The sequence below is a fragment of the Acidovorax sp. SRB_14 genome (assembly GCF_012932145.1).
Taxonomy (GTDB): domain Bacteria; phylum Pseudomonadota; class Gammaproteobacteria; order Burkholderiales; family Burkholderiaceae_C; genus Simplicispira.
Window position 1 is genome coordinate 1 of sequence record NZ_MWOK01000013.1, and the last position, 26,570, is coordinate 26,570.

Annotated in this window: 26 protein-coding genes and 1 other RNA gene; 12 read left to right on the plus strand and 15 right to left on the minus strand. The window is 68.1% G+C overall.

The window, feature by feature from the left end:
* Nucleotides 1-81: 81 nt before the first annotated feature.
* From B2J86_RS11445 to dapF, 3 genes are read right to left on the minus strand one after another with little or no spacing between them, the layout of a single operon-like run.
* Nucleotides 82-1,068, minus strand: coding sequence for a tyrosine recombinase XerC (locus B2J86_RS11445; RefSeq protein ID WP_169168008.1), 987 nt, complete (start codon nt 1,066-1,068; stop codon nt 82-84).
* Between the two features lie 35 nt (nt 1,069-1,103).
* Complete coding sequence (locus B2J86_RS11450; protein ID WP_169636017.1) at nt 1,104-1,811, minus strand: DUF484 family protein; 708 nt, start codon at nt 1,809-1,811, stop codon at nt 1,104-1,106.
* Nucleotides 1,808-2,686 (minus strand): diaminopimelate epimerase, encoded by an 879-nt coding sequence (gene dapF, locus B2J86_RS11455; protein ID WP_169168006.1) that lies wholly within the window; start codon nt 2,684-2,686, stop codon nt 1,808-1,810. Before dapF ends, B2J86_RS11450 begins: the two co-directional genes overlap by 4 nt.
* 88 nt (nt 2,687-2,774) lie before the next feature.
* Here dapF and B2J86_RS11460 point away from each other — a divergent pair, with 88 nt between their 5' ends.
* Both B2J86_RS11460 and B2J86_RS11465 read left to right on the plus strand, forming a co-directional pair.
* Nucleotides 2,775-3,479 (plus strand): glutathione S-transferase N-terminal domain-containing protein, encoded by a 705-nt coding sequence (locus B2J86_RS11460; protein ID WP_169168005.1) that lies wholly within the window; start codon nt 2,775-2,777, stop codon nt 3,477-3,479.
* Nucleotides 3,480-3,578: 99 nt separating this feature from the next.
* Complete coding sequence (locus tag B2J86_RS11465) at nt 3,579-3,971, plus strand: DoxX family protein (protein WP_169636020.1); 393 nt, start codon at nt 3,579-3,581, stop codon at nt 3,969-3,971.
* A gap of 3 nt (nt 3,972-3,974) precedes the next feature.
* On the opposite strand, the gene B2J86_RS11470 is transcribed toward B2J86_RS11465, so the two are convergent.
* The gene (locus B2J86_RS11470) at nt 3,975-4,871 is read right to left on the minus strand and encodes a LysR substrate-binding domain-containing protein (protein ID WP_173025631.1); all 897 of its coding nucleotides are present in this window, start codon (nt 4,869-4,871) and stop codon (nt 3,975-3,977) included.
* A 115-nt stretch (nt 4,872-4,986) separates the two neighbouring features.
* On the opposite strand from B2J86_RS11470, the gene B2J86_RS11475 reads away from it, so the two are divergent.
* The 3 genes from B2J86_RS11475 to B2J86_RS11485 all read left to right on the plus strand — a co-directional run bounded on the left by B2J86_RS11475 (nt 4,987) and on the right by B2J86_RS11485 (nt 8,786).
* Complete coding sequence (locus B2J86_RS11475) at nt 4,987-6,189, plus strand: MFS transporter (RefSeq protein ID WP_173025632.1); 1,203 nt, start codon at nt 4,987-4,989, stop codon at nt 6,187-6,189.
* 151 nt (nt 6,190-6,340) lie between these two features.
* Complete coding sequence (locus tag B2J86_RS11480; protein ID WP_173025633.1) at nt 6,341-8,014, plus strand: MBL fold metallo-hydrolase; 1,674 nt, start codon at nt 6,341-6,343, stop codon at nt 8,012-8,014.
* Nucleotides 8,007-8,786, plus strand: coding sequence for an rRNA pseudouridine synthase (locus B2J86_RS11485; protein ID WP_169636023.1), 780 nt, complete (start codon nt 8,007-8,009; stop codon nt 8,784-8,786). Before B2J86_RS11480 ends, B2J86_RS11485 begins: the two co-directional genes overlap by 8 nt.
* Before the next feature lie 44 nt (nt 8,787-8,830).
* On the opposite strand, the gene rnpB is transcribed toward B2J86_RS11485, so the two are convergent.
* Nucleotides 8,831-9,148, minus strand: an RNA gene (gene rnpB, locus B2J86_RS11490) — RNase P RNA component class A.
* 101 nt (nt 9,149-9,249) lie between these two features.
* On the opposite strand from rnpB, the gene cysK reads away from it, so the two are divergent.
* The gene (gene cysK, locus B2J86_RS11495) at nt 9,250-10,167 is read left to right on the plus strand and encodes a cysteine synthase A (protein WP_169167999.1); all 918 of its coding nucleotides are present in this window, start codon (nt 9,250-9,252) and stop codon (nt 10,165-10,167) included.
* 198 nt (nt 10,168-10,365) lie between these two features.
* On the opposite strand, the gene B2J86_RS11500 is transcribed toward cysK, so the two are convergent.
* Nucleotides 10,366-10,977 (minus strand): TetR/AcrR family transcriptional regulator, encoded by a 612-nt coding sequence (locus B2J86_RS11500; protein WP_169636024.1) that lies wholly within the window; start codon nt 10,975-10,977, stop codon nt 10,366-10,368.
* Nucleotides 10,978-11,076: 99 nt separating this feature from the next.
* Between B2J86_RS11500 and B2J86_RS11505 the strand changes: the two genes are divergently transcribed.
* The 6 genes from B2J86_RS11505 to B2J86_RS11530 all read left to right on the plus strand — a co-directional run bounded on the left by B2J86_RS11505 (nt 11,077) and on the right by B2J86_RS11530 (nt 18,517).
* The gene (locus B2J86_RS11505) at nt 11,077-12,570 is read left to right on the plus strand and encodes an efflux transporter outer membrane subunit (protein WP_173025634.1); all 1,494 of its coding nucleotides are present in this window, start codon (nt 11,077-11,079) and stop codon (nt 12,568-12,570) included.
* A gap of 51 nt (nt 12,571-12,621) precedes the next feature.
* Entirely contained in the window at nt 12,622-13,800 is a 1,179-nt protein-coding gene (locus tag B2J86_RS11510) for an HlyD family secretion protein (RefSeq protein WP_173025635.1), read from the plus strand.
* A gap of 14 nt (nt 13,801-13,814) precedes the next feature.
* Entirely contained in the window at nt 13,815-15,377 is a 1,563-nt protein-coding gene (locus B2J86_RS11515; RefSeq protein WP_318294287.1) for a DHA2 family efflux MFS transporter permease subunit, read from the plus strand.
* Nucleotides 15,378-15,568: 191 nt separating this feature from the next.
* Complete coding sequence (locus B2J86_RS11520; protein WP_169167995.1) at nt 15,569-16,012, plus strand: universal stress protein; 444 nt, start codon at nt 15,569-15,571, stop codon at nt 16,010-16,012.
* A 121-nt stretch (nt 16,013-16,133) separates the two neighbouring features.
* Nucleotides 16,134-17,972, plus strand: coding sequence for an NAD(P)/FAD-dependent oxidoreductase (locus tag B2J86_RS11525; protein WP_173025636.1), 1,839 nt, complete (start codon nt 16,134-16,136; stop codon nt 17,970-17,972).
* Nucleotides 17,969-18,517: a VUT family protein gene (locus B2J86_RS11530; protein WP_173025637.1), complete on the plus strand. Its 549-nt coding sequence runs from the start codon at nt 17,969-17,971 to the stop codon at nt 18,515-18,517. Before B2J86_RS11525 ends, B2J86_RS11530 begins: the two co-directional genes overlap by 4 nt.
* A gap of 102 nt (nt 18,518-18,619) precedes the next feature.
* Here B2J86_RS11530 and htpX read toward each other — a convergent pair whose 3' ends face one another.
* The 9 genes from htpX to B2J86_RS11575 form a co-directional block, all read right to left on the minus strand.
* Entirely contained in the window at nt 18,620-19,492 is an 873-nt protein-coding gene (gene htpX, locus B2J86_RS11535) for a protease HtpX (protein ID WP_173025638.1), read from the minus strand.
* A gap of 122 nt (nt 19,493-19,614) precedes the next feature.
* Complete coding sequence (locus tag B2J86_RS11540) at nt 19,615-20,361, minus strand: DUF3025 domain-containing protein (protein ID WP_371736451.1); 747 nt, start codon at nt 20,359-20,361, stop codon at nt 19,615-19,617.
* Nucleotides 20,358-21,140, minus strand: a complete 783-nt coding sequence (locus B2J86_RS11545) for an NYN domain-containing protein (protein WP_173025639.1) — start codon at nt 21,138-21,140, stop codon at nt 20,358-20,360. The genes B2J86_RS11540 and B2J86_RS11545 overlap by 4 nt, the downstream gene beginning before the upstream one ends.
* Entirely contained in the window at nt 21,137-22,174 is a 1,038-nt protein-coding gene (gene pyrC, locus B2J86_RS11550) for a dihydroorotase (RefSeq protein ID WP_173025640.1), read from the minus strand. Before pyrC ends, B2J86_RS11545 begins: the two co-directional genes overlap by 4 nt.
* Nucleotides 22,175-22,343: 169 nt before the next feature.
* Nucleotides 22,344-23,081: an amino acid ABC transporter ATP-binding protein gene (locus tag B2J86_RS11555; protein WP_169167991.1), complete on the minus strand. Its 738-nt coding sequence runs from the start codon at nt 23,079-23,081 to the stop codon at nt 22,344-22,346.
* A 31-nt stretch (nt 23,082-23,112) separates the two neighbouring features.
* Nucleotides 23,113-23,784, minus strand: a complete 672-nt coding sequence (locus B2J86_RS11560) for an amino acid ABC transporter permease (protein WP_173025641.1) — start codon at nt 23,782-23,784, stop codon at nt 23,113-23,115.
* Nucleotide 23,785: 1 nt separating this feature from the next.
* Entirely contained in the window at nt 23,786-24,541 is a 756-nt protein-coding gene (locus B2J86_RS11565) for an amino acid ABC transporter permease (protein WP_173025642.1), read from the minus strand.
* Nucleotides 24,542-24,656: 115 nt separating this feature from the next.
* Nucleotides 24,657-25,556, minus strand: coding sequence for a transporter substrate-binding domain-containing protein (locus tag B2J86_RS11570; RefSeq protein ID WP_169167988.1), 900 nt, complete (start codon nt 25,554-25,556; stop codon nt 24,657-24,659).
* A 113-nt stretch (nt 25,557-25,669) separates the two neighbouring features.
* Entirely contained in the window at nt 25,670-26,524 is an 855-nt protein-coding gene (locus tag B2J86_RS11575; protein ID WP_254068077.1) for an amino acid ABC transporter substrate-binding protein, read from the minus strand.
* Nucleotides 26,525-26,570 lie beyond the last annotated feature (46 nt).

The window sequence follows — 26,570 nt, forward strand, 5'->3', positions numbered from 1 at the left end:
GCCGCGCGCCGCCATGCCCGCACCCCGGCCCGCGGCCGCCCGCGCCGTGGTGGCCGCAGGCGCCGACGACTGGGAGAATTTTTAAGACGGATCGGCCGGCTTGACCCGGCCGGCGCGCGGGTGGGCGGCGTCGTACACCTGCGCCAGGTGCTGGAAATCGAGCCGCGTATAGACCTGCGTGGTGGTGATGCTGGCGTGGCCCAGCAGCTCCTGCACCGCGCGCAGGTCGCCGCTCGATTGCAGCAGGTGGCTGGCGAACGAGTGGCGCAGCATGTGCGGGTGCACCGGCGTGGTCAGGCCCGCCTGCTGGCTGCGCTGGCGCAGGCGCAGCCAGATCGACTGCGCGGTCAGGCGCGCACCGCGCCGGCCCACGAACAGCGCTGCATCGAGCGTGCCCGGCGCGAAAGGCGTGGCGCGCAGCGCCAGCCAGGCCTGCAGCGCCTGCAGCGCCGCCGCGCCCACGGGCAGGCTGCGGCGCTTGCTGCCCTTGCCCAGCACATGGGCTTCGCCCGCCTGCAGGTCGATCCAGCCCCGGCCCAGGCGCTGGGTGTCGGGGCCGGGCACGGCATCCAGCCCGGCGAGTTCTCCCACGCGCAGGCCACAGCCATAGAGCAGCTCGACCAGGGCGGCGTCGCGCGCCTCCAGCCACGGATCGGCCTGCGGCTGCGCAAACTCGGCCAGGCGCACGGCATCGTCCACCGCGAGCGCCTTGGGCAGCGGCTGGGGCGCGCGCGGCGCGCGCACGCCCTGTACCGGGTTGCTTGCCACCAGGCCCTGGTGACCGGCCCAGCCGAAGAAGCCGCGCCAGCCCGAGAGGATGAGCGCAATGCCGCGCCCGCTGCGCCCGCTGCTGTGCATCTGCGCGACGAAGCGGCGGATGTGCGCGTTTTGCAGTTGCAGCAGCGGCACGCCCGCCTGCGCGGCGGCCTGCGCGAGCTTGTCCAGGTCCAGTGCATAGAGCGTGAGCGTGCGCGCGGCCAGGCGCTTTTCGACGCGCGCATGTTCCAGGTAGCGCAGCACCGCGGGATCGGGGGCCGCGGTGCGGTCCGGGGGCAGCGCGGCGGCCATGGACGGTGGCTCGGCGTGGGCGGCCCGGCGTGCTTTCAGCGCAGGCGTGCCAGGGCCGCGCTGGCCAGCTCGGCCATGCGCGAGAGGAAGTCGGTGCCCATGGTGGCGTCAAAGCGCTGCGGGTCGTGCGACGCCAGCACCAGCAGGCCAAAGGCCGGCGTCGCGCTGTTGGCCGGGCCCTCGCGCAGCGGCAGCAGGGCCAGCGACTGCGCGCCGCTGCCGTCGGCATGCGCGAGTCCGCCGCCCGGCAGCCACCCTGCCGGCTCGAAGCCCAGGTTGGGGCCACAGAACGGCATGGTCAGCGAAGTGGCAAAGGCGCGCACATCGCCGCCCACGCCCTGGGCGAATGCGGCATGGGCATAGGGGGCGGCGACGTCCCAGACGCGGATCGCCGCCTGCGGCACATCGAACTGCTGGAGCATGCCCTGCACCACCGCGTCGGGCAGGTCGGCGGGCGCGGTCACGCGCTGCAGCGCGCAGCTCCACTCGTGGACCTTCTGGGCGATGGCGGCGTTCTCGTTGCTGTTGCGCACCATCTCCATGACCCGCTGCTCGAGCGCCTTGATCTTCTCGCGCAGCATCTCGGCCTGGCGCTCCTGCAGGCTCACGGCGCGGTGGCTGTGCGGGCTGGTGAACTGCACGCTGGCCAGCACCTCGGCGTGGCGCTCAAAAAATCCCGGCGTGTGGGCCAGGAACTCGACGATGTCTTCTTCGGTGATCGGGGGGAGCTGGGAACTGTTCATGGTGTGTCGGGAATATCGATCTGGCCTTCAAAAACCGTGGTGGCCGGGCCGGTCATGTAGACCGGGTCGGAGTCGGAGCCCGCCCAGGCGATGGTCAGGCGCCCGCCGCGCGTGTCGACCTGCACGCACGCATCGAGCAGCCCCAGGCGCATGCCCGCTGCCACCGCCGCGCAGGCGCCGGTGCCGCAGGCCAGCGTCTCGCCCACGCCGCGCTCGTAGACGCGCAGGCGCACATGGCCGCGGTCGACGATCTGCAGGTAGCCGGCGTTCACGCGCTGCGCAAAGCGCGCGTGGCTTTCGATCAGCGGGCCGGTCTGCAGCACGGGGGCGCTGTCCACGTCCGCCACCAGCTGCACCGCATGCGGGTTGCCCATGGACACGGCCACTATTAAAACAGGAGCTGACTGCGCTTGTCCAGCAAGGGCCAGAGGCCATTTTTGCGCCAAACCTTGCGCCACAGGCTGCAGCCCGTGGGTGTCGAAGGGCAGCTGTGCCGGGTCGAACCGGGGTTGGCCCATGTCCACCGTCACGCGGCCGTCGGGCGTGAGCTGCGGCGCGATCACGCCGGCGAGCGTCTGCACACGGATGGTGTCCTTGGCGGTCAGCCCCTTGTCGCGCACGAAGCGCGCAAAGCAGCGCGCGCCATTGCCGCACTGCTCGACCTCGCCGCCGTCGGCGTTGTGGATCGCGTATTCGAAGTCGATGCCCGCGACGGGCGAGGGCCGCACGCTGAGGATCTGGTCGGCGCCCACGCCAAAGTGGCGGTCGGCCAGAAAGCGGTACTGGGCGGGCGCCAGGCCCAGGCGGCCCTGCGTCTCGTCGAGCACGACGAAGTCGTTGCCCGCGCCCTGCATCTTGGTGAAGCGGATTTGCATGGATCCGATTATCGTTCGTGGGTTGGCAGTTCTGCGGCGGCCCGGGCTGGTCCCACCGCCTCGCCATCGCCCCCTTTCTAGGATGTCCATGACCGATCTCTCTGCCTTTCCCATCACCCGCCAATGGCCCGCGCAGCACCCCGAGCGCCTTCAGCTGTATTCGCTGCCCACGCCCAACGGCGTGAAGGTGTCGATTGCGCTCGAAGAAATGGGCCTGCCCTACGAGCCCCACCTGGTGAGTTTCGAGACCCACGACCAGATGTCGCCGGCTTTCCTGTCGCTCAACCCGAACAACAAGATCCCCGCCATCCTCGACCCGAACGGCCCGGGTGGCCGGCCGCTGGCGCTGTTCGAGTCGGGTGCCATCCTGCTCTACCTGGCCGACAAGACCGGCCAGCTGATCGCGCAGGACGCGGCCGCGCGCTACGAAACCATCCAGTGGCTGATGTGGCAGATGGGCGGCGTGGGGCCGATGTTTGGCCAGCTCGGCTTCTTCCACAGGTTTGCCGGCAAGGACTACGAGGACAAGCGTCCGCGGGACCGCTACGTGGCCGAATCCAAGCGCCTGCTGGGCGTGCTGAACCGGCGCCTCGCGGGCCGCGCCTGGGTCATGGGCGACGCCTACAGCATCGCCGACATCGCCATCTTCCCGTGGGTGCGCAACCTGGTCGGCTTTTACGAAGCGGGCGACCTGGTGGGCATCGCCGAATATCCCGAGGTTCATCGCGTGCTCGCCGCCTTCGTCGCGCGACCGGCCGTGGCCCGGGGCCTGGCGATTCCGCAGCGCGGCTGATCGCGCGCGGCGTACGGGCCGCCACTGCGCCCGGTTTTCACCCCCTCTGCACGCACGTGCCGGGGATTTCATGGTTTTTCACTGCCAGGACTTTGCTTTATGACACTCGCGACCCTCTTCCACCACCCTCGCGCAGGCGTGGTGCTGCTGCGCACCACCCTGGCCCTGCTGATGCTGCTGCACGGCTGGGCCAAGGTCCGGGGCGGCATCGGCGGCATCGAGACCATGGTGGCGAAAGCCGGGCTGCCGCCGTACCTGGCCTACGCCGTGTACCTGGGCGAGGTCGTGGCACCGCTGCTGCTGCTGGCTGGCGTGTGGGTGGTGCCGGCGGCGCTGGTGGTCGCCATCAACATGGTGGTGGCGGTGCTGCTGGTGCACACCGGCCAGCTTCTGTCGCTGGGCTCGACGGGCGGCTGGGCACTGGAACTGCAGGCCCTGTTCCTCGTCAGTGCCCTGGTGGTGGCGATGACCTCCCGCAGCGGCAAGGGCTGACGCTCAAAGCCCCTCGGCCCCCAGGCGCTGCGCCAGAAAGTCGAGGAAGCACGCGATGCGCGCCGCCAGCTGCGTGTTGCGGTAGTACACGGCGCTGATCGGCTGGCGCACGTCGACCGTGTCCCTGGCCAGCACCTGCACCAGGTCGCCGCGCGCGCGGTCGGCGGTGGTCATGAAGTCCGACAGGCAGGCGATCCCCGCGCCCTGCAACGCCAGCTGGCGCAGGGTTTCGCCGCTCGACGCCGTGATGGTCGGCAGCACCGGCCACTCGTCGCCATGCGCGCCGCGCAGCGGCCAGCGGTTGAGCGCGCTGGGCTGGGTGAAGCCCAGCAGTTGGTGCTGCGCCAGGTCGGCCACGCATTTGGGTCGGCCCTGCGCGGCCAGGTAGGCCGGGCTGGCGAGCACGCGGATGCGGCTGGTGCACAGCGCCCGCGCGTGCAGCGTCGAGTCCTGCAGCGCGCCGATGCGGATGGCCACGTCGGTGCGGCGCGCCAGCAGGTCGATGTTGAGTTCGTCGGTGTCGAGCTCGAGCGCGATCTGCGGGTAGGCGCGGCGGAACGCGGGCACCAGCGGCACGACGGCGTGCAGCATGAAGGGCGTGGCGGCGTTCACGCGCAACCGGCCGGCGGGCTGCTGGTGGCGCGCGGCCATGTGCTCCTCGGCGTCGTCGATGGCCGCGAGGATGGCGCGCGTGCGCTGCAGAAACGCCTGGCCCTCCTCGGTCAATTCGATGCGGCGCGTGGTGCGGCGCAGCAAGGTGGTGTCGAGCTTTTTCTCGAGCCGGCCGAGCGCGCGGCTGATGCCCGAAACGGTCTGCCCGAGCTGCTCGGCGGCGGCGGTGATGGAGCCGCCGTCCACCACGGCGGCAAAGGCCTGCAGTTCCTCGAGCGTGGTCTTCATGGCGCGGGCCCCTTTTTGATTGTTGCTTCCAAATCAAGAATCAATGGAGCGTAACCGTCTTTTTCTGCAAGGCATGGACACCCACACTCGCCCCTTCAAATCGAGGAGTGTTTCCATGCCCATTGCCTTGCTCGCGCTGACGCTCAGCGCCTTCGCCATCGGCACGACCGAGTTCGTGATCGTCGGCCTGCTGCCCACCGTGGCGGCGGACCTGGCCATCGGCCTGCCCTCGGCCGGCCTGCTGGTCAGCCTGTATGCGCTCGGCGTCGCCGTCGGCGCGCCGGTGCTCACCGCCCTCACCGGCAAACTGCCGCGCAAGGCGCTGCTGCTGGGCCTGATGGCGCTGTTCACCGCCGGCAACCTGCTGGCCTGGCAGGCGCCCGGCTACGGATCGCTGGTCGCGGCGCGCATCCTCACGGGCCTCGCGCACGGCGTGTTCTTCTCGATCGGCTCGACCATCGCCACGGGCCTCGTGCCGCGCGAGAAGGCGGCCAGCGCCATCGCAATCATGTTCACGGGCCTCACCGTGGCGCTGGTCACCGGCGTGCCGCTGGGCACCTTCATCGGCCAGCATTTCGGCTGGCGCGAGACCTTCCTGGCCGTCTCCCTGCTCGGCGTGCTCGCCTTCATCGGCAGCGCCGTCTTCGTGCCGCGCCACGTCGCCCACCGCGCGCCCGCCTCGCTGCTGCAGCAGGCCCGGGTGCTGGCCGAGCCGCGCCTGCTGCTGGTCTTCGCCAAGACGGCGATCGGCTACGGCGGCACGTTCATTCCGTTCACCTTCCTCGCGCCGCTGCTCACCGAGGTGTCGGGCTTCAGCGCCGGCGCCGTGGGCTGGGTGATGCTGGTGTACGGCGTGTCGGTGGCCGTGGGCAATATTTGGGGCGGCCGGCTGGCCGACCGCAGGGGCCCGATTGCGGCACTCAAAACCATTTTTGCGCTGCTGGCCGCCGTGTTGCTGCTGCTGCAGTTCACGGCGCCCTATCCCTGGCTGGCCTTGGCGACCGTGCTGCTGTGGGGCGCGGTGGCGTTCGGCAATGTGCCCGGCCTGCAGGTCTATGTGGTCAAGCAGGCCGAGCGCTTTGCGCCGCAGGCGGTGGACGTGGCCTCGGGCCTGAACATCGCCGCCTTCAACCTCGGCATCGCCGGGGCGGCCTGGGCCGGCGGCGGAATCGTGGCGCACCTGGGCCTCATGCACATGCCGTGGATCGGCGCCGTGGTGGTGCTGGTGGCGCTGGCGCTCACGCACTGCAGCGGCCGACTCGACCGCCGCAGCGCCCGGGCGGCGCACAGCCGCGCGCCGGTGCCGGCCAGCCGCTGAACCGCCCGGTTGCGCCGCGCCAAGGGGGCGGAGGAGGATTTGGGGTGTTTTTGGTCTCCAGCCCTTGCCTGTCAAGCGCTGGCAGCTCTTTTTTTGATAGTTCTGTCACCTGGGGCGGGCGGGCCGGCAAGCGCCTGCGGATAATGCGGCGATGCCCCGCCTGAACCAACAACTCCACCCGCACCGCGAACCGGTGCCCACCCTGGCCGCAGCCACCGTGCTGCTGCTGCGCGACGCCCCCGGCGACGGCGCCCTCGAAGTGCTGATGACGCGGCGCTCGGCCACGGCCAGCTTCGCCCCGGGCGCCTATGTGTTTCCGGGCGGCGGCATCGACGCGCTCGACGCCGACCCGGCCACGCACGCCGCCGCCGCCCGCCGCCCGACCCAAAGCGATGCGCACCTGACGCAGGCCATGGCCGCCATCCGCGAGAGCTTCGAAGAGCTGGGCGTGCTGCTGGCGCGCCATGCCGACGGCCGCACGGCCGGTGCCGACGACATCGCCGCCCTCGACCGCCACGCGCCGTTTGCCGCGCAGTGCCAGGCGCGCGGCCTGCAGCTGGCGGCCGACAGCGTCTACCTGCTCGCGCACTGGACGGCCGACCGCGACCTGGCACGGCGCTTTGACGTGCCCTTCCTGGTTGCGCGCATGCCCGCCGGCCAGACGCCGGTGGCCGACGAGGCCGAACAGTTCGAGCCCGTCTGGGTGCGCCCGCAGGACGCGCTCGAGCGCCACGCGGCCGGCAGCTTCTTCATGATCTACCCGACCATCCGCACGCTCGAACGCCTGGCGCAGTTCGCCCGCGCCGACGCCGTGCTCGCGGCCGTCGCCCACGAACAGCCGCTGTGGACCAGCTGCCCGCGCGCCGGCCTGCTGGCCGGCAAGGAAGCGCGCTACATGGAGCACGAGCCGCCGTTTGGCGAGTTGGCGCTGGTCTGCCCCGACGGGCAGATCGTGCACCCGCTCGACTGGCAGACCGAGCGCCCGGTGCCGCTGCTCAAGAACGTGCAGCGCCTGACCGCGCCCAACCCCGGCGTGATGACCGGCCCCGGCACCAACAGCTACCTGGTCGGCGACCCGACCACGGGCTACATCGCCATCGACCCCGGCCCGGCCGACCCGGGGCACCTCGACACACTCTGGCGCGCGGCGGGGGGCGACATCCGCATGATCGTCTGCACGCACTCGCACCCCGACCACTCGCCGGGCGCCGCGCCGCTGCAGGCGCTGTGCGTGCAGGCGGGCCGCGCCGCGCCGCGCATCCTGGGCCTGCCGTCGCAGCCCACGGCGCGCGCCGCAAGCCAGTTCACGCCCGAGCGTGCGCTACAAAACAATGAGCTTCTCACGCTGACGGGACAAGGCCTAGAGGGCAAAATCATGCATACGCTGCAAGTCGTGCACACGCCCGGCCACGCGGCCAACCACCTGTGCCTGCTGCTGCGCGAAGACGGCCTGCTGTTTTCGGGCGACCATGTCCTGAACGGCAGCACCACCGTCATCGACCCGCCCGACGGCAACATGGCCGACTACCTCGATTCGCTCGATCGGCTGGACGCCCTGTGCGCCGAGCACGGTGCCGAATTCATCCTGCCCGCGCACGGCTATGTGCTGGGCGACGCGCGGGGCTCAATAGCGCACCTGAAGGCCCACCGCCTGGCGCGCGAGGCCAAGGTCATCGCCGCCATGCAGGCCCTGCCGGACGGCAGCGTGGAGGACTGGGTCGCGCATGCCTACGCCGATGTGCCGCCGCGCATGTGGCCGGTCGCGCAGCGCTCGCTGATCGCCCACGTCGAGCGCATCCGCGCCCTGGGGCCCGGCAATGACTGAAGCCCGCAACGACACCGTGCGCCTGGCCAAGCGCCTGGCGGCCGAGCACGGCCTCTCGCGCAGCACGGCCGAGCAGTACATCGAAGGCGGCTGGGTCACGGTGGACGGCAAGACCATCGAAGTGCCCGGCGCGCGCGTGGCGCCGCACCAGAGCGTGGTGCTGGCGCCGGGCGCGAGCCTGTTCGACCTCGTGCCCGTCACCCTGCTGCTGCACAAGCCGCCAGGCTTCGAGGCCGGGCTGGGCATGGCCGCGGGAGCGGCCGCGCACGGCAGCCGCAGCCAGGGCGCGCGCGCCGCGCTCACGCTCTTGAGCGCGGCCTCGCACATGGCCGGCGACGCGGCCGAGACCCGCGTGCTGCTGCGCCATTTCAAGCAGCTCGAATGCTTCACGCCGCTGCCCACCGAGGCCAGCGGGCTCGTCGTCTTCACGCAGGACCCGCGCATCGCGCGCAAGCTGGCCGAAGACATCGAGACGCTGGAGCAGGAGTGCATCGTCGAAGTGGCCGGCCAGATCTCCGACCACGGCCTGCAGCGCCTGTGCCACGGGCTGAGCTTCAACGGCCGGCCGCTGCCGCCGATCAAGGTGAGCTGGCAGAACGAAACGCGCCTGCGCTTTGCGCTCAAGGGAATACGCCCCGGCCAGGTGCCGGCCATGTGCGAGGCCGTGGGCCTGCGCGTGGTGGCCCTCAAGCGCATCCGCATCGGCCGCGTGCCGCTGGCCAAGGTGCCCGAGGGGCAGTGGCGCTATCTGCAGGCGTGGGAGAAGTTTTGAGTGCGGAGTGGACGGCTTGCGTGAATGCCAGCCGCCCTGAAAAAGTGTGAAGCGCGCCGATAAGCCGGATTCTGTGCACCCGGTTGCCCGGGCGTGACCGCCATTACTCTGGGCCGGGTGTCGCCACCACGGCTCGGTGCTACCTACCCGCCAGCTCTGCGGAACCACATCAACGCTGGCCTACTTGGTATTGCTGCGCGTAGAGATTGCCCGTTTCACCCGAACTCAATCGGCTCGTCTCTGTTGCTCTGATCCTCACCTCACGGTGGGCAGCCGTTAGCTGCTACGCTGTCCTGTGCAGTCCGGACGTTCCTCCAGTGCCTGGTTTCCCAGATTGCACCAGCGGCGGTCTGGCGCGCTTCACGGATGCGATTATCACCGCATGGCGGCATATCCATATGGGATTGCGGCAGATCGACTGGGCCAGAATGCGCAGCACCCCCCTTTTTTTTCAGGAGTCCCCATGAAAGCTGACAACATCCTGCAAACCATCGGCAACACCCCGCACGTGCGCATCAACCGCCTGTTCGGCGCCGGTGCCAACGTCTGGGTCAAGTCCGAGCGCAGCAACCCGGGCGGCTCCATCAAAGACCGCATTGCGCTGTCCATGGTCGAGGACGCGGAAAAATCCGGCGCGCTGCAGCCCGGCGGCACCATCATCGAGCCGACCTCGGGCAACACCGGCATCGGCCTGGCGCTGGTCGCGGCCGTCAAGGGCTACAAGCTGGTCCTGGTCATGCCCGACAGCATGAGCATCGAGCGGCGCCGCCTGATGCTGGCCTATGGCGCGCAGTTTGACCTGACGCCGCGCGAGAAAGGCATGAAGGGCGCCATCGCCCGCGCCGAGGAGCTGCGCGCGCAGACGCCCGGCGCCTGGGTGCCGCAGCAGTTCGAGAACCCGGCCAACATCGAGGTGCATGTGCGCGCCACGGCGCAGGAGATCCTGGCCGACTTCCCCGACGGCTTCGACGCCCTCATCACCGGCGTGGGCACGGGCGGCCACATCACGGGCGTGGCGCGCGTGCTCAAGGCGAAGTTTCCGCAGCTCCAAGTGTTCGCGGTCGAGCCGACGGCCTCGCCCGTGATCTCGGGCGGCCAGCCCGCGCCCCACCCGATCCAGGGCATCGGTGCCGGCTTCATCCCGAAGAACCTCGACACCAGCGTGCTCGACGGCGTGATCCAGGTCGATGCCGAGCCGGCGCGCGAATACGCCCGCCGCTGTGCGCGCGAGGAAGGCATGCTGGTCGGCATCTCGTCGGGCGCCACGCTGGCCGCCATTGCGCAGAAGCTCCCCGAACTGCCGGCCGGCAGCCGCGTGCTGGGTTTCAACTACGACACGGGCGAACGCTACCTGTCGGTCGAAGGCTTTCTGCCGGGTTGAAGCCAAAACAGCCTCTGACGCTTGTGCAGAAAGCGCTGGCAGCTCTTAATTCAGGAGCAAATTGGCCCCTGTTCGCCCTGCCATGCCATGCGCCCCGCAGGGCTTTTTTGTGGCGGGTCCAGCGGAGAGTCCGCACCGCTGCAGCGTTTCTGCGCTGCCCCGGTGCGCGTGCGTTGGCGGGCGGTGGGGCGCGGTGCCTCAGCCGTGTACCGGCCCATAGGCCGCCATGAACGCAGCGATCGCACGCTCCACTGTGGCGTTCATTTCTTCGGCAGAGAGCGGCTCAAGGGTCTGGAACAGAAAGCGGTCCAGCCATTCCGCTTCCAGCAGGCCGCGCAGGTGCAGGGCCGCGATCCGCGCATCTGCGGGCCGCAGCTTATCTGCGTCCATCGCCTGCTGCAGGTAGGCCGAAACGACCGCCTCGTTGCGCACGGGGCCGAGTTGGTAGCATTTCTTCCCCAGTTCCGAGCGCCCGGCCTCCGCGACGATCAGGCGGCGCATAGCCTGCACCTGCGGTGAATACAGCAGCGTGAGCAGCCCGCGGCCGAATTTTTCCAGTGCCTCGGTCATGTCCTCGACGGAGGCGTCGAGCGCTTCGAGGCTGGCCTGGAACTCCGCCTCGGTGGCGTCGAACACCACGGCCGAGAACAGCTCTTCCTTTGACGCGAAGTAGTTGTACAGCGTGGCCTTGGAGTAGCCCAGGTGATCGCAGATGGCCGACATCGTGGTCCTCTCGAACCCCGTTTCCTGAAAAACCTCGGCGGCAGCCTCCAGGATGGCCTGGCGTCTTGTCTCGCTTTTTGCGCGCACGTCAACCCCTTTATTTTTGAACCAATGGGTTCAGTTTATCTTGATTGCCAGGAAACGCAAGAGTAAACTAAACCGCTCAGTTCATTTAACGGAGTATGGATGCTTCACCACAGCACGCAGCCCGCGCCCACCCCGCGTCGGCTGACCTGGCCCCTCACGGCCCTGGGCGCCGCCCTGTTTCTGGCCGGATGCGCCCAGTTGCCCGACCTGGGCGCCACGCCCCAGCCCAAGGCTGCCAACGCCTTCCAGTCCACGGTCTCCCTGACCGCGCCGAGCGCCCTGTGGCCCACCGACCAGTGGTGGTCGGTCTATGGCGATGCCCAGCTGAACGCGCTCATCGATGAAGCGCTGGCCGATGCGCCCGACTTGGCCGCCGCTGCAGCGCGGCTGCAGCGGGCGGGCGCCGTCGTACAGATCGCGGGCTCGGCCAATAAGCCGCAGTTCAGCGCCAATGCCTCCGTCACCGGCGACAAGCTCAGCTACAACCACCTGATCCCGCGCTCGCCCGCCACCGAGGGCATGAACGACTATGGCCGCGCTACGCTCGATGTGCGCTGGGAGCTGGACTTCTGGGGCAAGAACCGCGCCGCGCTGGCCGCGGCCACGTCGGACGTCGAAGCCAGCCGCGCCGAGCTGGCGCAGGCGCGGCTGTGGCTGGCCGCGGGTGTGGCCGCCAATTACGCCGAACTGAGCCGCCTGTATGCCAACCGCGACACCGCCGCCAAGGCGGTGGAGATTCGCCGCAAGACGGCCAGCCTGTTTGCCCAGCGCTTTGACAACGGGTTGGAAACGCGCGGCGGCCTGCGCAATGCCGACGCGCGCCGCGCCGTGACCGAAGGCGAGCTGCTGGCCATTGACGAGCAGATCGCGCTGCAGCGCCACCGCCTGGCCGCGCTGCTGGGCGCCGGCCCGGACCGGGGCCTGTCGATTGCGGCGCCGACCCTGAAGCTGGACCGCGCCTTCGGCCTGCCTGCCGAGCTGTCAGCCGACCTGCTGGGCCGCCGCCCCGACGTGGTGGCCACGCGCCTGCGCGCCGAGGCGCAGGCACGCCGCATCGAGCAGAAGAAGGCCGAGTTCTACCCCAACGTCAACCTGTCGGCGCTGGTGGGTGTGCAGTCGCTGGGGCTGGACATGCTGGCCAAGGGCGGCTCGGGCATTGCCAGCGTGGGCCCGGCGATTTCACTGCCGATCTTCAGCGGCGGGCGCCTGCAGGGCGAGCTGCGCGGCGCGCATGCCGGTTATGCCGAGGCGGTGGCCCAGTACAACGCCACCGTGGCGCGCGCGCTGCAGGACGTGGCCGATAACGCGGTCAGCCAGAAAGCCCTGGGCCAGCGCCTCGTCAAGGCGCAAGAGGCCGTGGAAGCCGCTGCCGAGGCGCACCGCGTGGCCAGCAACCGCTACGAAGGCGGGCTGGCGACCTACCTCGAAGTGCTGACGGCCGAAGACAGCCTGCTCGGCGCCCTCAGCGCCCAGACCAACCTGCGCTCCGCATCGTTCACGCTCGACATCGGCCTGCAGCGGGCGCTGGGCGGCGGCTATCGCGCCGCCCCCGCCAGCACCCAGGCCAGCGCCCCCGCCGGCGTGCCGCAGTAAGCGCTCAAAACTCCGCCCGCTCTGGGCCTCTACATCGATCAAGGAATTTCAATGTCTGAAAACACCACCAGCTCTGCCGCCGATGCCCTCATGAAAAAGCGCCGCAACACCCGCCTGGCCATGCTGGGCGGCGTGGTCGTGCTGGCCGCTGCGGGCTCCACCGCCTACTGGAAGCTGCACGCCTCGCATTTCGTCTCCACCGACAACGCCTACGCGGCGGCCGAAGTGGCGCAGATCACGCCGTCCGTGGGCGGCACCGTGCTCGAAGTGAACGTCAGCGACACCGAAACGGTGCAGCGGGGCGATGTGCTGCTGGTCATCGACCCCACCGACGCCCAGCTGGCCGTGGCCCAGGCCACGGCGGAACTCGACCGCGCCACGCGCCGCGTCAAAAGCTACATGGCCAACGACACCAACCTGACAGCGCAGATCAGTGCGCGCGAGGCCGACGCCCAGCGCGCCAGCGCCCAGCTGGCGGCCGCGCAGGCCGACTTCGAACGCGCCAAGGTGGACCTGCAGCGCCGCCAGGCGCTGGTGGCCTCGGGCTCGGTGTCGGGCGACGAACTCACGCGCGCCAAGAATGCCTTTGACGCCGCCACCGCGCAGCTGGCCGCCGCCAAGGCCGCCGCCGCCCAGGTCACGGCCAACCAGCGCTCGGCGGTGGCTGCCAAGGAGGCCAACGCCGCCCTGATCAGCCACAGCAGCGTGGACACCAACCCCGAAGTGGCCGCCGCGCGCGCGCGCCTGGACCAGGCCAAGGTGGATCTGGCGCGCACCGTGATCCGCGCGCCGCTCGACGGCGTGGTGGCCCAGCGCAGGGTGCAGCTGGGCCAGCGCGTGCAGCCCGGCATGCCGCTGATGGCAGTGGTGCCCGTGTATGAGATCTACGTGGACGCCAACTTCAAGGAAGTGCAGCTCGAAAAAGTGCGCGTGGGCCAGAGCGTCACGCTGCACGCCGACCTCTACGGCCAGGGCGTGACTTACCAGGGCGTGGTCGAAGGCTTCTCGGGCGGTTCGGGCTCGGCCTTCTCGACCATTCCGGCGCAGAACGCCACGGGCAACTGGATCAAGGTGGTGCAGCGCCTGCCCGTGCGCGTGAAGCTCGACCCGGCAGAACTGCAGGCGAACCCGCTCAAGGTCGGTTTGTCCATGAGCGCGGAAATCGACACCCGCACTGGCGACAAGCAGGCCACTGCCGCCGCTGAAGCCCAGCGCACCGCAGCGAACTGAGCGGGACCGCAACCATGAGTCAAGCGACGACGGCGCCCGGCGCGCCGGTCCCCCTTGCCCACGACGGTGCGGCGCCCCTGAAAGGCCCGATGCTGGCAGTGGCCGCCCTGATGCTGGCTGCCGCCAACTTCATCGCGGTCCTCAACATGACCATCGCCAACGTGGCGGTGCCCAACATTGCCGGCGCCTTGGGCGCAGCCGCCAGCCAGGGCACCTGGGTCATCACCTCGTTCGCCGTCGGCGAGGCCATCACCGTGCCGCTGACCGGCTGGTTTGCGGCGCGCTTCGGCGCGGTGCGCGTGTTCGTGGTGTCGATGATCCTGTTTGGCATCTTCTCCATCCTGTGCGGGCTCTCCACTTCGATCGGCATGCTGGTGGTGGCGCGCGTGTTCCAGGGTCTGAGCGGTGGCCCATTGATGCCACTGTCGCAGACGCTGATGCTGCGCATCTTCCCCAAGGACAAGGCCGGGGCCGCCATCGGCATCTGGTCGATGACGACGCTGGTGGCGCCGGTGGTGGGCCCGATTCTGGGCGGCTGGCTGGTCGATGACTACACCTGGAACTGGGTGTTCCTGATCAATGCGCCGATTGCCATCGGTTTTGGCCTGGGCGCCTGGAAGCTGCTCAAGCACTACCAGGATGCCCCCGTGCGCAACCCGTTCGACAAGGTCGGGCTGGGCCTGCTGGTCGTCTGGGTGGTGGCGCTGCAACTGGTGCTGGACGAGGGCAAGAACCTCGACTGGTTCGCCTCCAACCAGATCGTGGCGCTGAGCATCGTTGCCGTGGTGGGTTTTGCCGCCTTCCTGATCTGGGAGCTGCACGAAAAACACCCGGTGGTGGACCTGCGCGTGTTCCGCCACCGCGGCTTCAACGCCGCCGTGATCACCGTCAGCGTCGCCTACGCCGCCTTCTTCGGCGTCAGTGTGCTCACGCCGCTGTGGCTGCAGAGCTTCATGGGCTACACCGCCACCGACGCGGGCCTGGCCACCGCCTGGACGGGCGTGACGGCGCTGATCGTCGCGCCCATCGTGGCGTCGAGCAAGCGCGACCCGCGGGCGCTGGTGTTCTTTGGTGTGCTCTGGATGGGCTTGGTGACGCTGTGGCGCACGGTGGCCAACAGCGACATGGCGTTCTGGGACATTGCGATCCCGCTGGCCGTGATGGGCTTTGCGCTGCCGTTCTTCTTCATCCCGACCACGGGCATCGCCCTGGGCAGCGTGGAGGAGCGCGAGATGGACTCGGCCGCCGGCCTGATGAACTTCCTGCGCACGCTCTCAGGCGCCTTCGCCACCTCGGTGGTGACGACCGTGTGGGCCAACCAGACCACGCGCAACCACGCCGAACTGGTGGGCCTGGCCGACCGCGATGGCAGCGTGCACGCCATGTTGACCCAGTCCGGCACGCCACCCGAGGCCGCTACCCAGGTGCTGGACTACCTGATCGTGTCGCAAAGCGGCATGTTGTCCACCAACCAGGTCATGACCGGCATCGCCGTGATGTTCTTCATCGCCGCCGCCATCATCTGGATCGCCCCCAAGCCCACGCGCACGATCGAGCCCGGCGCCGGTGGGCATTGAGCGACACCCCCCTGTGGCGCTGCGCGCCCTCCCCCTTCTCTGGCATCGCTGCGCGATGCGGAAGGGGGACGCCGCCAGCGCGGCGGGGCGGCCCTTGCGCGACGGCCGCTGGCCTGTGCTGCGCAAGTTTCATAGGCCGCGGATGGTACCCAGCGCAATCGATTACTGCTATTTGTAGAAAGATACATCCCATGTTCAAGCACATCCTGGTTCCCACCGATGGCTCCGCGCTGTCGCTGAGCAGCGTCGCGCGGGCCGCGTCCTATGCCAAAGACAGCGGCGCCCGCATCACGCTGTTCTATGCCCAGCCCGATCCGCCGTCCGCCTATGCCGGGCTGGGTGCGCTCAGCAACCCCCACCTGGCCCAGGAAATCCAGACCCGTCTCGACGAGGCCGCCAAGGAAATCCTCGCTGCAGCGCAAGCGCTGGTGCGTGACGCCGGCACCCCCTGCCAAAGCGTGGTGCTGGTGGGCGACAAGCCGTATGAGCTCATCATTGCGGCGGCCGACGCCCACGGCTGCGACCTGATCTTCATGGCCTCCCATGGCCGCTCGGGTGTCAGCGCGCTGCTGCTGGGCAGCGAAACGCAGAAAGTGCTGGCGCACTCCAAGATTCCGGTGCTGGTGTATCGGTGAGGGGCGGCCCATGGCGGGCATGGCAACGGCGCAAGGGGGCGGGCCCGGCGCGCCAGGGCGCGGTCGGTAAAATCCCCGTCCCCTCCATTGCCTTGCCCGATCACCACGGGCCCGCACTCCCATGATCCGCCTGTCTGAACTGAAACTGCCGCTGTCGGCGCTGCCCGTCGAAACCCTGCGCGCGGCCCACACTGGCGCCGAAACGGACGCCGACCGCGCCCCGCCACCGCACCCCGTCGCGGCCCTGCGCCGCCTGGCCGCGCAGGCGCTGGGTTTGGCCGACGACCGCACCATCGCCGACCTGCACGTGTTCAAGCGCAGCTTCGATGCGCGCAAGGCCAACCTGCAGGCCGTCTATATCGCCGATGTGGCATTGGCCGAGCCCGCACAGGAAGCGGACCTGCTGGCGCAGCACGCTGGCCACCCGCACATCCAGCCCACGCCCGACATGGCTTGGCACCCGCCGCACCAGGCGAGCGCCGATGTGCCGGTGCGCCCGGTGGTGGTCGGCTTTGGCCCCTGCGGCATCTTCGCCGCGCTGGCGCTGGCGCAAATGGGCTTCAGGCCCGTCGTGCTCGAACGCGGCAAGGCGGTGCGCGAGCGCACGAAGGACACCTGGGAGCTGTGGCGCAAGCGCGTGCTGCACGCCGAGTCCAACGTGCAGTTTGGCGAAGGCGGCGCCGGCACGTTCTCCGACGGCAAGCTCTACAGCCAGATCAAGGACCCGCGCCACCTGGGCCGCAAGGTCATGCGCGAGTTCGTGCAGGCCGGCGCGCCCGAGGAAATCCTCTACGCGGCCCACCCGCACATCGGCACCTTCAAGCTGGTCAAGGTGGTCGAGAACCTGCGCGCGCGCATCGTTGCGCTGGGCGGCGAGGTGCGTTTCAGCCAGCGCGTGACCGACGTGCACATCGAAGAAGACGCGCACGGGCGCCGCGTGCGCGGCCTGCGGGTGCAAGACCTGGCCACCGGCGAGACCACCGAACTGCGCACCGACCAGGTCGTGATGGCGCTGGGGCACAGCGCGCGCGACACCTTTGGCATGCTCTACCGGCGCGGCGTGTGGATGGAGGCCAAGCCGTTTTCGATCGGCTTTCGCATCGAGCACCCGCAAAGCGTGATCGACCGCGCGCGCTGGGGCCGCCACGCCGGCCACCCGCTGCTGGGCGCGGCCGACTACAAGCTGGTGCACCATGCGCAAAACGGCCGCGCGGTCTACAGCTTCTGCATGTGCCCCGGCGGCACCGTGGTGGCCGCCACGAGCGAGCCGGGCCGCGTCGTCACCAACGGCATGAGCCAGTATTCGCGCAACGAGCGCAACGCCAACGCCGGCATCGTGGTCGGCATCGACCCGAGCGACTATCCCAGCGACAGCGCGGCGTTTGCCGCTGCGCTGGGCGAGGACTTTGCCGACACGGCGCCGCCCGCTGGGCGCAGCTTCCACCCGCTCGCCGGCATCGTGCTGCAGCGCCAGCTCGAATCGGGCGCCTATGTGCTGGGCGGCAGCAACTACGAGGCGCCGGGCCAACTGGTGGGCGACTTCCTGGCCGGGCGCGCATCGACCGCCTTTGCCAGCGTCGAGCCCTCGTACCGGCCGGGCGTGCGCCCCACCGACCTGCGCGGCGCCCTGCCGCACTACGCCACCACCGCCATGCAGGAGGCCCTGCCGCACTTCGGCCGCAAGATCCGGGGCTTCGACATGCCCGACGCGGTGCTGACGGGCGTCGAAACGCGCACCTCGGCACCGCTGCAGATCACGCGCGGCGCCGACGGCCAGAGCCTGAACACCGCCGGGCTGTACCCGGCCGGCGAAGGCGCGGGCTACGCCGGCGGCATTCTCTCGGCCGGCGTGGACGGCATCAAGATGGCCGAAGCGCTGGCCCGGCAGATGCTGCTGGCGACCGCCGCCAGCCGAGAGACCGTGCCCGCTGTGCCCGAGAGCACAAGGCATTCCGGATGAGCTTCCCACGCGCCACACCGGCCCAGTTTGCCGCCACCACGCTGGCCATGGGCCTCGTGGTACTGGCCTCCAACGTCCTGGTGCAGTACCCGCTGAACGACTGGCTCACCTGGGGCGCCTTCACCTACCCGGTCGCGTTTCTGGTCAGTGACCTGGCCAACCGCCGCCACGGACCCCGCATGGCGCGCCGCGTCGCCTGGGTCGGCTTCGCGGTCGCCGTCGCGGCGTCGCTCGCGCTTGCGCCGGCGCGCATCGCGCTGGCCTCGGGAATGGCGTTTCTGCTCTCGCAGTGGCTCGACATCGGCGTGTTCCACCGCTTGCGGCGCCACACCTGGTGGCGTGCGCCGCTCGTTGCCACGGTGGCCGCCGCCGTGCTGGACACCGCCGTCTTCTGGAGCATTGCCTTCGCCGGCGTGGCCGATCTGCCGTGGCTCAGCTGGGCCGCCGGCGATCTGGCCGTCAAGCTCGGCGTGGGTGTGCTGATGCTGCTGCCGTTTCGCCTGCTGATCGGCCGCGCCGCGGCGGCAACGCAAGCGCCCGTCTGAGGCTGAGCCCTGCCGGGCCAGCCGGTGCGCAGCAGAAGCCAAAGCCAAAGAAAAACCCGCTGCAAGGGGCCTTGCAGCGGGTTTTTTCAGCGTCGGCGCAGGTCAGTTGCGGGCCTGCAGCGCGGCAATGCGCTCTTCCATGGGCGGGTGCGTGGAAAACAGCTTGCCGATGTTGCCGGTGATGCCCATCGCTTCCATGCTCTTGGGCAGCTCCGCCGGGTGCAGACCGCCCAGGCGCGCCAGGGCGTTGATCATCGGTTGGCGCCGGCCCATCAGCTGCACCGCGCCTGCGTCGGCGCGGAATTCGCGCTGGCGCGAGAACCAGGCCACGACGATGGCCGCGGCAAAACCCAGCACGATGTCGAGCACGACGGTGCTGACGTAATAGCCAATGCCCGGGCCGCTGCTGCGGTCGTCGCCCTTGCGCAGGAAGCTGTCCACGGCGTAGCCAATCACGCGCGAGAGGAACACCACGAAGGTGTTCATCACGCCCTGGATCAGCGTCATGGTGACCATGTCGCCGTTGGCGATGTGCGCCACCTCGTGGCCGATCACGGCCTCGATCTCTTCGTGCGTCATGCTGTGCAGCAGGCCGGTGGACACGGCCACCAGCGCGGAGTTCTTGAACGCACCCGTGGCAAAGGCGTTCGGATCGCCCTCGAAAATACCCACCTCGGGCATGCCGATGCCGGCCTTGTCGGCCAGCTTGCGCACGGTCTCGACGATCCAGGCTTCGTCGGCATTGCGCGGCTGCTCGATGACCTGCACGCCGGCGCTCCACTTGGCCACCGGCTTGCTGATCAGCAGCGAGATGATGGCGCCACCAAAGCCCATGATGAAGGCAAAACCCAGCAGCGCCCCCAGGTTCAGGCCGTTGGCGGTCAGGAAGCGGTTGACGCCCAGAAGGCTGGCGACGATGCCCAGCACCACCACCACGGCGATATTGGTCAACAAAAACAAGGCAATTCTTTTCATGGGTTCTCCACAGGGATGGGGTCACAGCCCCTCGGGGTGGCAAATGGGGTGGCGGGGCCGGCTTTCAAGCACAGGCGTCGAAAGTGCCCCAATACAAAGTGGTTGCATGCAACCGGTCTCGGTCACAGCACGGCACGCGGGCGGCGGAACACGAGCGGGTCATCATAAAAGCAAACGCGCTCGTTCTCGGGCCACCAGCCCGGTATGCCGAGCACCGGCAGCGGCGCAAACGGCTTGCGCGCCAGATGCACTGGCTGCAGCGCCCGGGCCAGCCAGGGGTCGAGGCTCGCTTCTGATTCGATAGCTAGAGGCGCAAGGTACACATGGGCTGTGACCGGTTTTCGAGGAAAAACCAGTTTTTCAAGCAGGGCGTGGCCAAACAGCACCAGCCGCGCCTGCCGCCACAGCGGGCGCAGGTCAATGAACAGCCGCTGCCAGTCGCGCGCCACCAGCGCCTGCCACAGCGGCGCGGGCGCGTCCAAGACGGCGCCGTTCTCGTCGAACAGCGTGAGCGCATCGCGCAGCGGGCCGCGCACCGGCCCCACCCCGTGCGCGGCAATGGCCTGCGCCTGCAGCTGGTTGAGCCGCCGCTTGGCCTGCGGAAACCGTAGCCAGACCAGGCCGTTGAAGAAGTCGTGCAGGTTGTCGCGCGTGGGCACGGCGCCGGTTTCAAAAATGAACTGCTCGTAGGCGCTGCCCGCGGGCAATGTGCCCTGCGGAACGAAGCGCACCGCCGCGGACGCCGGCGAACGCAGGGCCTGGTGCACTGCCACGCCCTGCAGCACGCGCTCGACCACCGGCAACGCAGCCGCGCGCCAAGGTTCAAACCATGGCGCGTCCCAGTCGATGCTTTTCAGGGCCGACGTCACCCTTGCCGGACTGGCTTGCCCGCTCGTTTGTCGCGCACCGCCACCTGCGACGTGCCCTCGTGCGCCAGCTCGAACAGCTGCGTGGCAGCCAGCAATTTGGTCAGCGTCGCGTAACCGTAGTTGCGCGAGTCGAACGACGCCTGGTTGGCAATCTGCTGTCCGGCCGACCCCACCCGCGCCCAGCCGCTTTCGTCGGCCGCCGCCTGCACGGCGTTGCGCAGCAGGCCGACCAGCTTGGTGTCCTGCTTGAGCTGCGCCGTCGGCACGCGCAAGGGCACTGCCGGCGCGCCACCCTCGGGAGCATCACCCAGATCGACCGCCACCTCGGCCCCCAATTTGTCGAGGTAGAGGAAGCGCGAGCAGGCATTGACAAACGGCTCGGGCGTTTTCTGCGCGCCGAACCCATAGACCGCAGCGCCCTTGGCGCGCAGGTGCATGACCAGCGGCGTGAAGTCAGCATCGGACGAGACAATGCCAAACGCATCGGGGCGGTCGGTGTAGAGCAGCTCCAGCGCATCGATCACCATGGCCATATCGCTGGCATTCTTGCCCTTGGAGTAGTCGAACTGCTGCATGGGACGGATGGCGTGCTCATGCAATTTCTCTTCCCACCCCTTGAGCTCGTTCTTCTTCCAATTGCCGTAGGCGCGCCGCACGTTGGTAACGCCGAACGTGGACAACTCGGTCAGGATGACTTCGATCTTCGCGGCTGGCGAGTTGTCGGCATCGATCAACAATGCGATGTGCGCCTCGCCCTGCCGCCCCAGGGGCCGGTTCATACCAGCCGCCACGGCAGCGCCTCGCCGGCGCGCAGGGGCTTGAGTTCGGCCTCGCCAAACGCGAAGCTGTCCGGCGGCGTCCAGCTCTCGCGGCGCAGCGTGATCGTGTCGGTGTTGCGTGGCAGAGAGTAGAAATCGGGGCCGTGGAAGCTCGCGAAGCCCTCCAGCTGGTGCAGCGCCCCGGCGTTGTCAAAGGCCTCGGCGTACATCTCGATGGCGGCGTGCGCGGTGTAGCAGCCGGCGCAGCCGCTGGCGTGCTCTTTCAGGTGGGCCGGATGCGGGGCGCTGTCGGTGCCCAGGAAGAACTTGTTGCTGCCGCTGGTGGCGGCCTCGACCAGCGCGAGGCGGTGTGTCTCGCGCTTGAGCACGGGCAGGCAGTAGTAGTGCGGGCGGATGCCGCCGGTGAAGATCGCGTTGCGGTTGTAGAGCAGATGGTGCGCAGTGATGGTGGCGGCCGTGTAAGGGTCGGCCTGGCGCACGTAGTCGGCAGCGTCCTTCGTGGTGATGTGCTCGAAGACGATCTTGAGTTCGGGGAAATCGCGGCGCAGCGGAATCAGCTGCTGCTCGATGAAAACGGCCTCGCGGTCGAACAGGTCGATGTCGCTGCTGGTCACTTCGCCATGCACCAGCAGCAGCATGCCCGCGCGCTGCATGGCTTCGAGTGTTTGGTAGGTCTTGCGCAGGTCGGTCACCCCGGCGTCGCTGTTGGTGGTGACGCCGGCCGGGTAGAGCTTGGCGGCGACCACGCCGGCATCCTTGGCCCGCGCGATCTCCTCGGGCGGCAGGTTGTCGGTCAGGTACAGCGTCATCAGAGGCTCGAACGCCATGCCGGCGGGCACGGCAGCCAGAATGCGCTCCTTGTACGCAAGCGCTTGCGCGGCCGTGGTCACGGGCGGGCGCAGGTTGGGCATGATGATGGCGCGGCCGAACTGGGCGGCGGTGTGCGGCACGACGGTGTGCAGGGCATCATCGTCGCGCACGTGCAGGTGCCAGTCGTCGGGTCGGGTGAGGGTCAGCGTGTCAAGGGTGCTCATGCGCGGGATTCTCGCACCATGCGGACCCACGACCACCGACCCTGCCGATCCTGCCTGCGCTCCAGCGCGGTGCGGGACGCCTGGCGTGACGGCGCGTCAGCAGGCGCAAAAAAAGGCCGCTGTCACAGCGGCCTTGCCCTTGCTTCGGGGCGTGGAAGCAGCGGGTGCGTCAGTGCTGCAGGATCTTGTTGAGGAAGTCCTTGGTGCGCGGCTGGCGGGCGTCGGGGTTGCCGAAGAAATCGTCGCGCGAGCAGTCTTCGAGGATCTTGCCGCCCACGTCCATGAAGATCACGCGGCTGGCCACCTTGCGGGCAAAGCCCATTTCGTGCGTCACGCACATCATGGTCATGCCTTCGTTGGCCAGGCCCACCATCACATCGAGCACCTCGCCGACCATTTCGGGGTCGAGTGCCGAGGTCGGCTCGTCGAACAGCATCACGATGGGGTCCATGGACAGCGCGCGCGCAATCGCCACGCGTTGCTGCTGGCCGCCCGAGAGCTGGCCCGGAAACTTGTCCTTGTGGGCCGTCAGGCCCACGCGGTCGAGCATCTTGAGGCCGCGCTTCAGGGCGTCGTCGGCGCTGCGCCCGAGCACCTTGACCTGGGCGATGGTGAGGTTCTCGGTCACCGACAGGTGGGGAAACAGCTCGAAGTGCTGGAACACCATGCCCACGCGGCTGCGCAGCTTGGGCAGGTTGGTCTTGGGATCGTGCACGGCCACGCCGTCCACATAGATCTCGCCCTTCTGGAAGGGCTCGAGCGCATTGATGGTCTTGATCAGCGTGGACTTGCCCGAGCCCGAAGGCCCGCACACCACCACCACTTCACCCTTTTGGATATTGGTCGAGCAATCGGTCAGCACCTGAAAGCTGCCATACCACTTGGATACGTTCTTGAGTTCAATCATTGCAATTCCTCAAATCTTCGAGCGACGCGCATCAGCGGATGATGGCGATCTTCTTGTGCAGGCGCTTGACCATCCACGACAGCGAATAGCACAGCACGAAATAGGTCACGGCCGCGGCCAGATAGGCCTCGATCGGGCGGCCGAAGTTCTTGCCCGCGATCTCGAAGCCCTTGAGCATGTCGTAGGCACCGATGGCGTACACCAGCGAGGTGTCCTGGAACAGGATGATGGTCTGCGTCAGCAGCACCGGCAGCATGTTGCGAAACGCCTGCGGCAGCACCACCAGGCGCATGTTCTGGCCATAGGTCATGCCCATGGCCTGACCGGCAAACACCTGGCCGCGCGAAATGGACTGGATGCCCGCGCGCATGATTTCACTGAAGTACGCGGCCTCGAATGCCACGAAGGTGACGATGGCCGAGACCTCGGCGCCGATCGGCCGGCCGATCACCAGCGGCACCAACAGGAAGAACCACAGGATCACCATCACCAGCGGAATCGAGCGCATGCCATTGACATAGATGGCGGCTGGCACGTCCAGCCACTTCTTGCCCGACAGGCGCATCAGCGCCAGCACAGTGCCAAACAGCACGCCGCCGATGGTGGCGATCACCGTCAACACGACGCTGAAATACAACCCCTTGATCACGAAATCGCTGATCAGGGTCCAGTTGTAGAAGGACCAGTCAAGGTTCAGGTTCATGTCAGTGCCCCCCTGCCCCGCCGGCGGCAATCATGCCTGGCACGCGCGCACGCTTTTCGATGAAGGCCATGATGCGGTTGATCGCAAACGCCGAGACCACGTACAGGGCCGTGACGGCCAGGTACACCTCGATGCCGCGCGATGTCTCTTCCTGCGCCTGCATGGCAAACATGGTCAGCTCGGCGACCGAGACCGCAAAGGCCACGGACGAGTTCTTGAACATGTTCATGGTCTCGCTGGTCAGCGGCGGAATGATGATGCGAAACGCCATCGGCAGCAGCACGTAGCGGTAGCACTGGAAGGTGGTGAAACCCACCGCCATGCCCGCATAGCGCTGCCCGCGCGGCAGGGCCTGAATGCCTGCGCGCACCTGTTCGGCAATGCGTGCCGAGGTAAAAAAGCCCAGCGCCAGTACCACGAGCACAAAGCCCGGCAGCGACTTCATCGCCGGAAAGATCGAGGGCACCACGTGGTACCAGACAAAAATATGCACCAGCAGCGGAATGTTGCGAAACAACTCCACCCAGGCATTGCCCAGGCGCACGACCCAGGGCCGGTCCGGCAGGGTGCGCAAGGTGCCGACCAGTGCGCCAATCACCAGGGCGATCACCAGCGACAGCAGCGACACGGACACGGTCCAGCCCCAGGCCGACAGCATCCAGTCGAGGTAGGTGATTTCGCCGTTCTTGCCGAAGCAGCTTTTCTCCACCTCTTGGGTAATGGTGTCCTGGCAGAACACCTGCCAATCCCAACTCATAGGAGCACCCCTCTATTCTTCAGTTCATAGGACAGAGCCGATATCCCACCTGCCCTGCAACAAAAAACGCCCCTTCCCACCGGCTGGCAGAAGGGGCGGCACGAAGCGCGGGGGCTTACTTGACTTCGTAGGATTCCATCGGCTTGTCGTTCGGGTGGGCCCATGCGTCCTTGGTGGCCTCGGACAGCGGCAGGCCGACCTTCACGTTGGCTGGAGGAATCGGCTGCATGAACCAGCGGTCATAAAGCTTGCCCAGGCTGCCATCGGCGATCTGGCGCTTGATGGAGTCGTCGACGGCCTTCTTGAAAGCCGGGTCGTCCTTGCGGATCATGCAGGCGATCGGCTCGACCGACAGCACTTCGCCGACGATCTTGTAGTCCGAAGGATTCTTGGACTTGGAGATGTTGGCGGCCAGGATCGAGCCGTCCATGATGAAGGCGTCGGCCCGGCCGGTTTCCAGCATCAGGAAGCTGTCGGCGTGGTCCTTGCCCATGACTTCCTTGAAGGTCAGGCCATCGGCGCGCTTGTTCTTGCGCAGGGTCTGCACCGAGGTCGTGCCCGTGGTCGTGACGATGGTCTTGCCGTTCAGGTCCTTGATGCCGGTGATGCCCGACTTGGCGTTCACGGCAATGCGCACCTCTTCGACGTAGGTGGTGACGGCGAAGGCCACGTCCTTCTGGCGTGCCAGGTTGTTGGTGGTGGAGCCGCACTCGATGTCCACGGTGCCGTTTTGCACTAGCGGAATGCGGTTCTGCGAGGTCACGGGCTGGTACTTGATGTCCAGCTTGGGCAGGCCCAACTGCTTCTGGATATCGGCCAGAACGCGCTCACCCATTTCGGTATGGAAGCCCACGTACTTGCCATTGCCCAATGTGTAGCCGAGACCCGAGGACTCGCGCACACCGAGCGTGACGCTGCCAGTGGACTTGATCTTGGCCAGCGTGTCGTTGGCCTGCGCAAAGGCAGTGCCTGCGCCCAGGGCTACCACGGCGAAAGCGAGCAAACTTTTCTTCATATGTATCTCCTTACTTATTAGTGAAACAAAACGAATCATTCTAGGCAGTCATCTCTGCACAGGCTGACAACCTGCCAACACTGCGCACGGCCCACACAACGCGCCCAGGCAGTTTAAAACGGCACCTGGTCGGTCGGGTATTTCCAGAAGTCCCGCAGCAGGTAGCTCACAGGCAGGTTCAGTGCGCGGTTGGCGGGAGCAATCGGTCGCGCAAACCATTTGTCATACATGGCATAGATTTCGCGGCTGTTGACCAGGCGGCGCATCTCGTCATCGACCACTTTCTTGAACGCAGGGTCGTTCTTGGGCAGCATGATGGCCAAGGGCTCGGTGGTCAGGAAGCGACCCACCACCTTGAGTGCCTGCGGGTCGGGCCGCCCCGCAGCCAGTCCGTAGAGCAGCACGTCGTCCATGACGAAGGCATCGGCCTCGCCCTTTTCCACCATCTCCACAGCGCGTGCGTGGTCGGGGGCTTCCAGAATGGTGAGCCCCATCAGGCGTTCGCGGTTGGCCTGGTCCACCGCCTTGAGCGGCGTGGTGCCCTTGGTGGACACGATCTTCTTGCCCGCGAGGTCTTCGAGGCGCGTGGCGCTGCTGGCGGCAGGCACGAGCAGGCGCGCGCCCGTGATGAAATGCGGCACCGTGAAAGCCACTTTCTGGCGGCGCTCGGCGTTGTTGGTGGTGGAGCCGCACTCCAGATCGGCCTGGCCCTGCTCCACCACGCTGACGCGGTTCGCCGGCGTGACCTGCACGAACTCGACCGCCATGTCCTTCATGCCGGTTTTCCGGCGCACCGTCTCGGCCAGGTGCAGGCACAGATCCACGGCATAGCCGATGGGTTTGGCGCTTTTCGGATCGAGGTAGGAAAATGGCACCGACGACTCGCGGTGCGCGATCACCATCTTGCCGCCGCCCTGCACGCGCTCGAGCACCCCTTGCGCGCACGCCATGGCAGCACCTGAGCCCATCGCTAGAGCCAGCAGAAGTCTCCAATACAGTGTGTTCATGGTGTGG

Bases quoted from the DNA above. Each gene is read 5' to 3' on its own strand.
- B2J86_RS11445 (WP_169168008.1), bottom strand. From the start codon at position 1,068: ATGGCCGCCGCGCTGCCCCCGGACCGCACCGCGGCCCCCGATCCCGCG.
- B2J86_RS11450 (WP_169636017.1), bottom strand. From the start codon at position 1,811: ATGAACAGTTCCCAGCTCCCCCCGATCACCGAAGAAGACATCGTCGAG.
- dapF (WP_169168006.1), bottom strand. From the start codon at position 2,686: ATGCAAATCCGCTTCACCAAGATGCAGGGCGCGGGCAACGACTTCGTC.
- B2J86_RS11460 (WP_169168005.1), top strand. From the start codon at position 2,775: ATGACCGATCTCTCTGCCTTTCCCATCACCCGCCAATGGCCCGCGCAG.
- B2J86_RS11465 (WP_169636020.1), top strand. From the start codon at position 3,579: ATGACACTCGCGACCCTCTTCCACCACCCTCGCGCAGGCGTGGTGCTG.
- B2J86_RS11470 (WP_173025631.1), bottom strand. From the start codon at position 4,871: ATGAAGACCACGCTCGAGGAACTGCAGGCCTTTGCCGCCGTGGTGGAC.
- B2J86_RS11475 (WP_173025632.1), top strand. From the start codon at position 4,987: ATGCCCATTGCCTTGCTCGCGCTGACGCTCAGCGCCTTCGCCATCGGC.
- B2J86_RS11480 (WP_173025633.1), top strand. From the start codon at position 6,341: ATGCCCCGCCTGAACCAACAACTCCACCCGCACCGCGAACCGGTGCCC.
- B2J86_RS11485 (WP_169636023.1), top strand. From the start codon at position 8,007: ATGACTGAAGCCCGCAACGACACCGTGCGCCTGGCCAAGCGCCTGGCG.
- cysK (WP_169167999.1), top strand. From the start codon at position 9,250: ATGAAAGCTGACAACATCCTGCAAACCATCGGCAACACCCCGCACGTG.
- B2J86_RS11505 (WP_173025634.1), top strand. From the start codon at position 11,077: ATGCTTCACCACAGCACGCAGCCCGCGCCCACCCCGCGTCGGCTGACC.
- B2J86_RS11510 (WP_173025635.1), top strand. From the start codon at position 12,622: ATGTCTGAAAACACCACCAGCTCTGCCGCCGATGCCCTCATGAAAAAG.
- B2J86_RS11515 (WP_318294287.1), top strand. From the start codon at position 13,815: ATGAGTCAAGCGACGACGGCGCCCGGCGCGCCGGTCCCCCTTGCCCAC.
- B2J86_RS11520 (WP_169167995.1), top strand. From the start codon at position 15,569: ATGTTCAAGCACATCCTGGTTCCCACCGATGGCTCCGCGCTGTCGCTG.
- B2J86_RS11525 (WP_173025636.1), top strand. From the start codon at position 16,134: ATGATCCGCCTGTCTGAACTGAAACTGCCGCTGTCGGCGCTGCCCGTC.
- B2J86_RS11530 (WP_173025637.1), top strand. From the start codon at position 17,969: ATGAGCTTCCCACGCGCCACACCGGCCCAGTTTGCCGCCACCACGCTG.
- htpX (WP_173025638.1), bottom strand. From the start codon at position 19,492: ATGAAAAGAATTGCCTTGTTTTTGTTGACCAATATCGCCGTGGTGGTG.
- B2J86_RS11545 (WP_173025639.1), bottom strand. From the start codon at position 21,140: ATGAACCGGCCCCTGGGGCGGCAGGGCGAGGCGCACATCGCATTGTTG.
- pyrC (WP_173025640.1), bottom strand. From the start codon at position 22,174: ATGAGCACCCTTGACACGCTGACCCTCACCCGACCCGACGACTGGCAC.
- B2J86_RS11555 (WP_169167991.1), bottom strand. From the start codon at position 23,081: ATGATTGAACTCAAGAACGTATCCAAGTGGTATGGCAGCTTTCAGGTG.
- B2J86_RS11560 (WP_173025641.1), bottom strand. From the start codon at position 23,784: ATGAACCTGAACCTTGACTGGTCCTTCTACAACTGGACCCTGATCAGC.
- B2J86_RS11565 (WP_173025642.1), bottom strand. From the start codon at position 24,541: ATGAGTTGGGATTGGCAGGTGTTCTGCCAGGACACCATTACCCAAGAG.
- B2J86_RS11570 (WP_169167988.1), bottom strand. From the start codon at position 25,556: ATGAAGAAAAGTTTGCTCGCTTTCGCCGTGGTAGCCCTGGGCGCAGGC.
- B2J86_RS11575 (WP_254068077.1), bottom strand. From the start codon at position 26,524: ATGGGCTCAGGTGCTGCCATGGCGTGCGCGCAAGGGGTGCTCGAGCGC.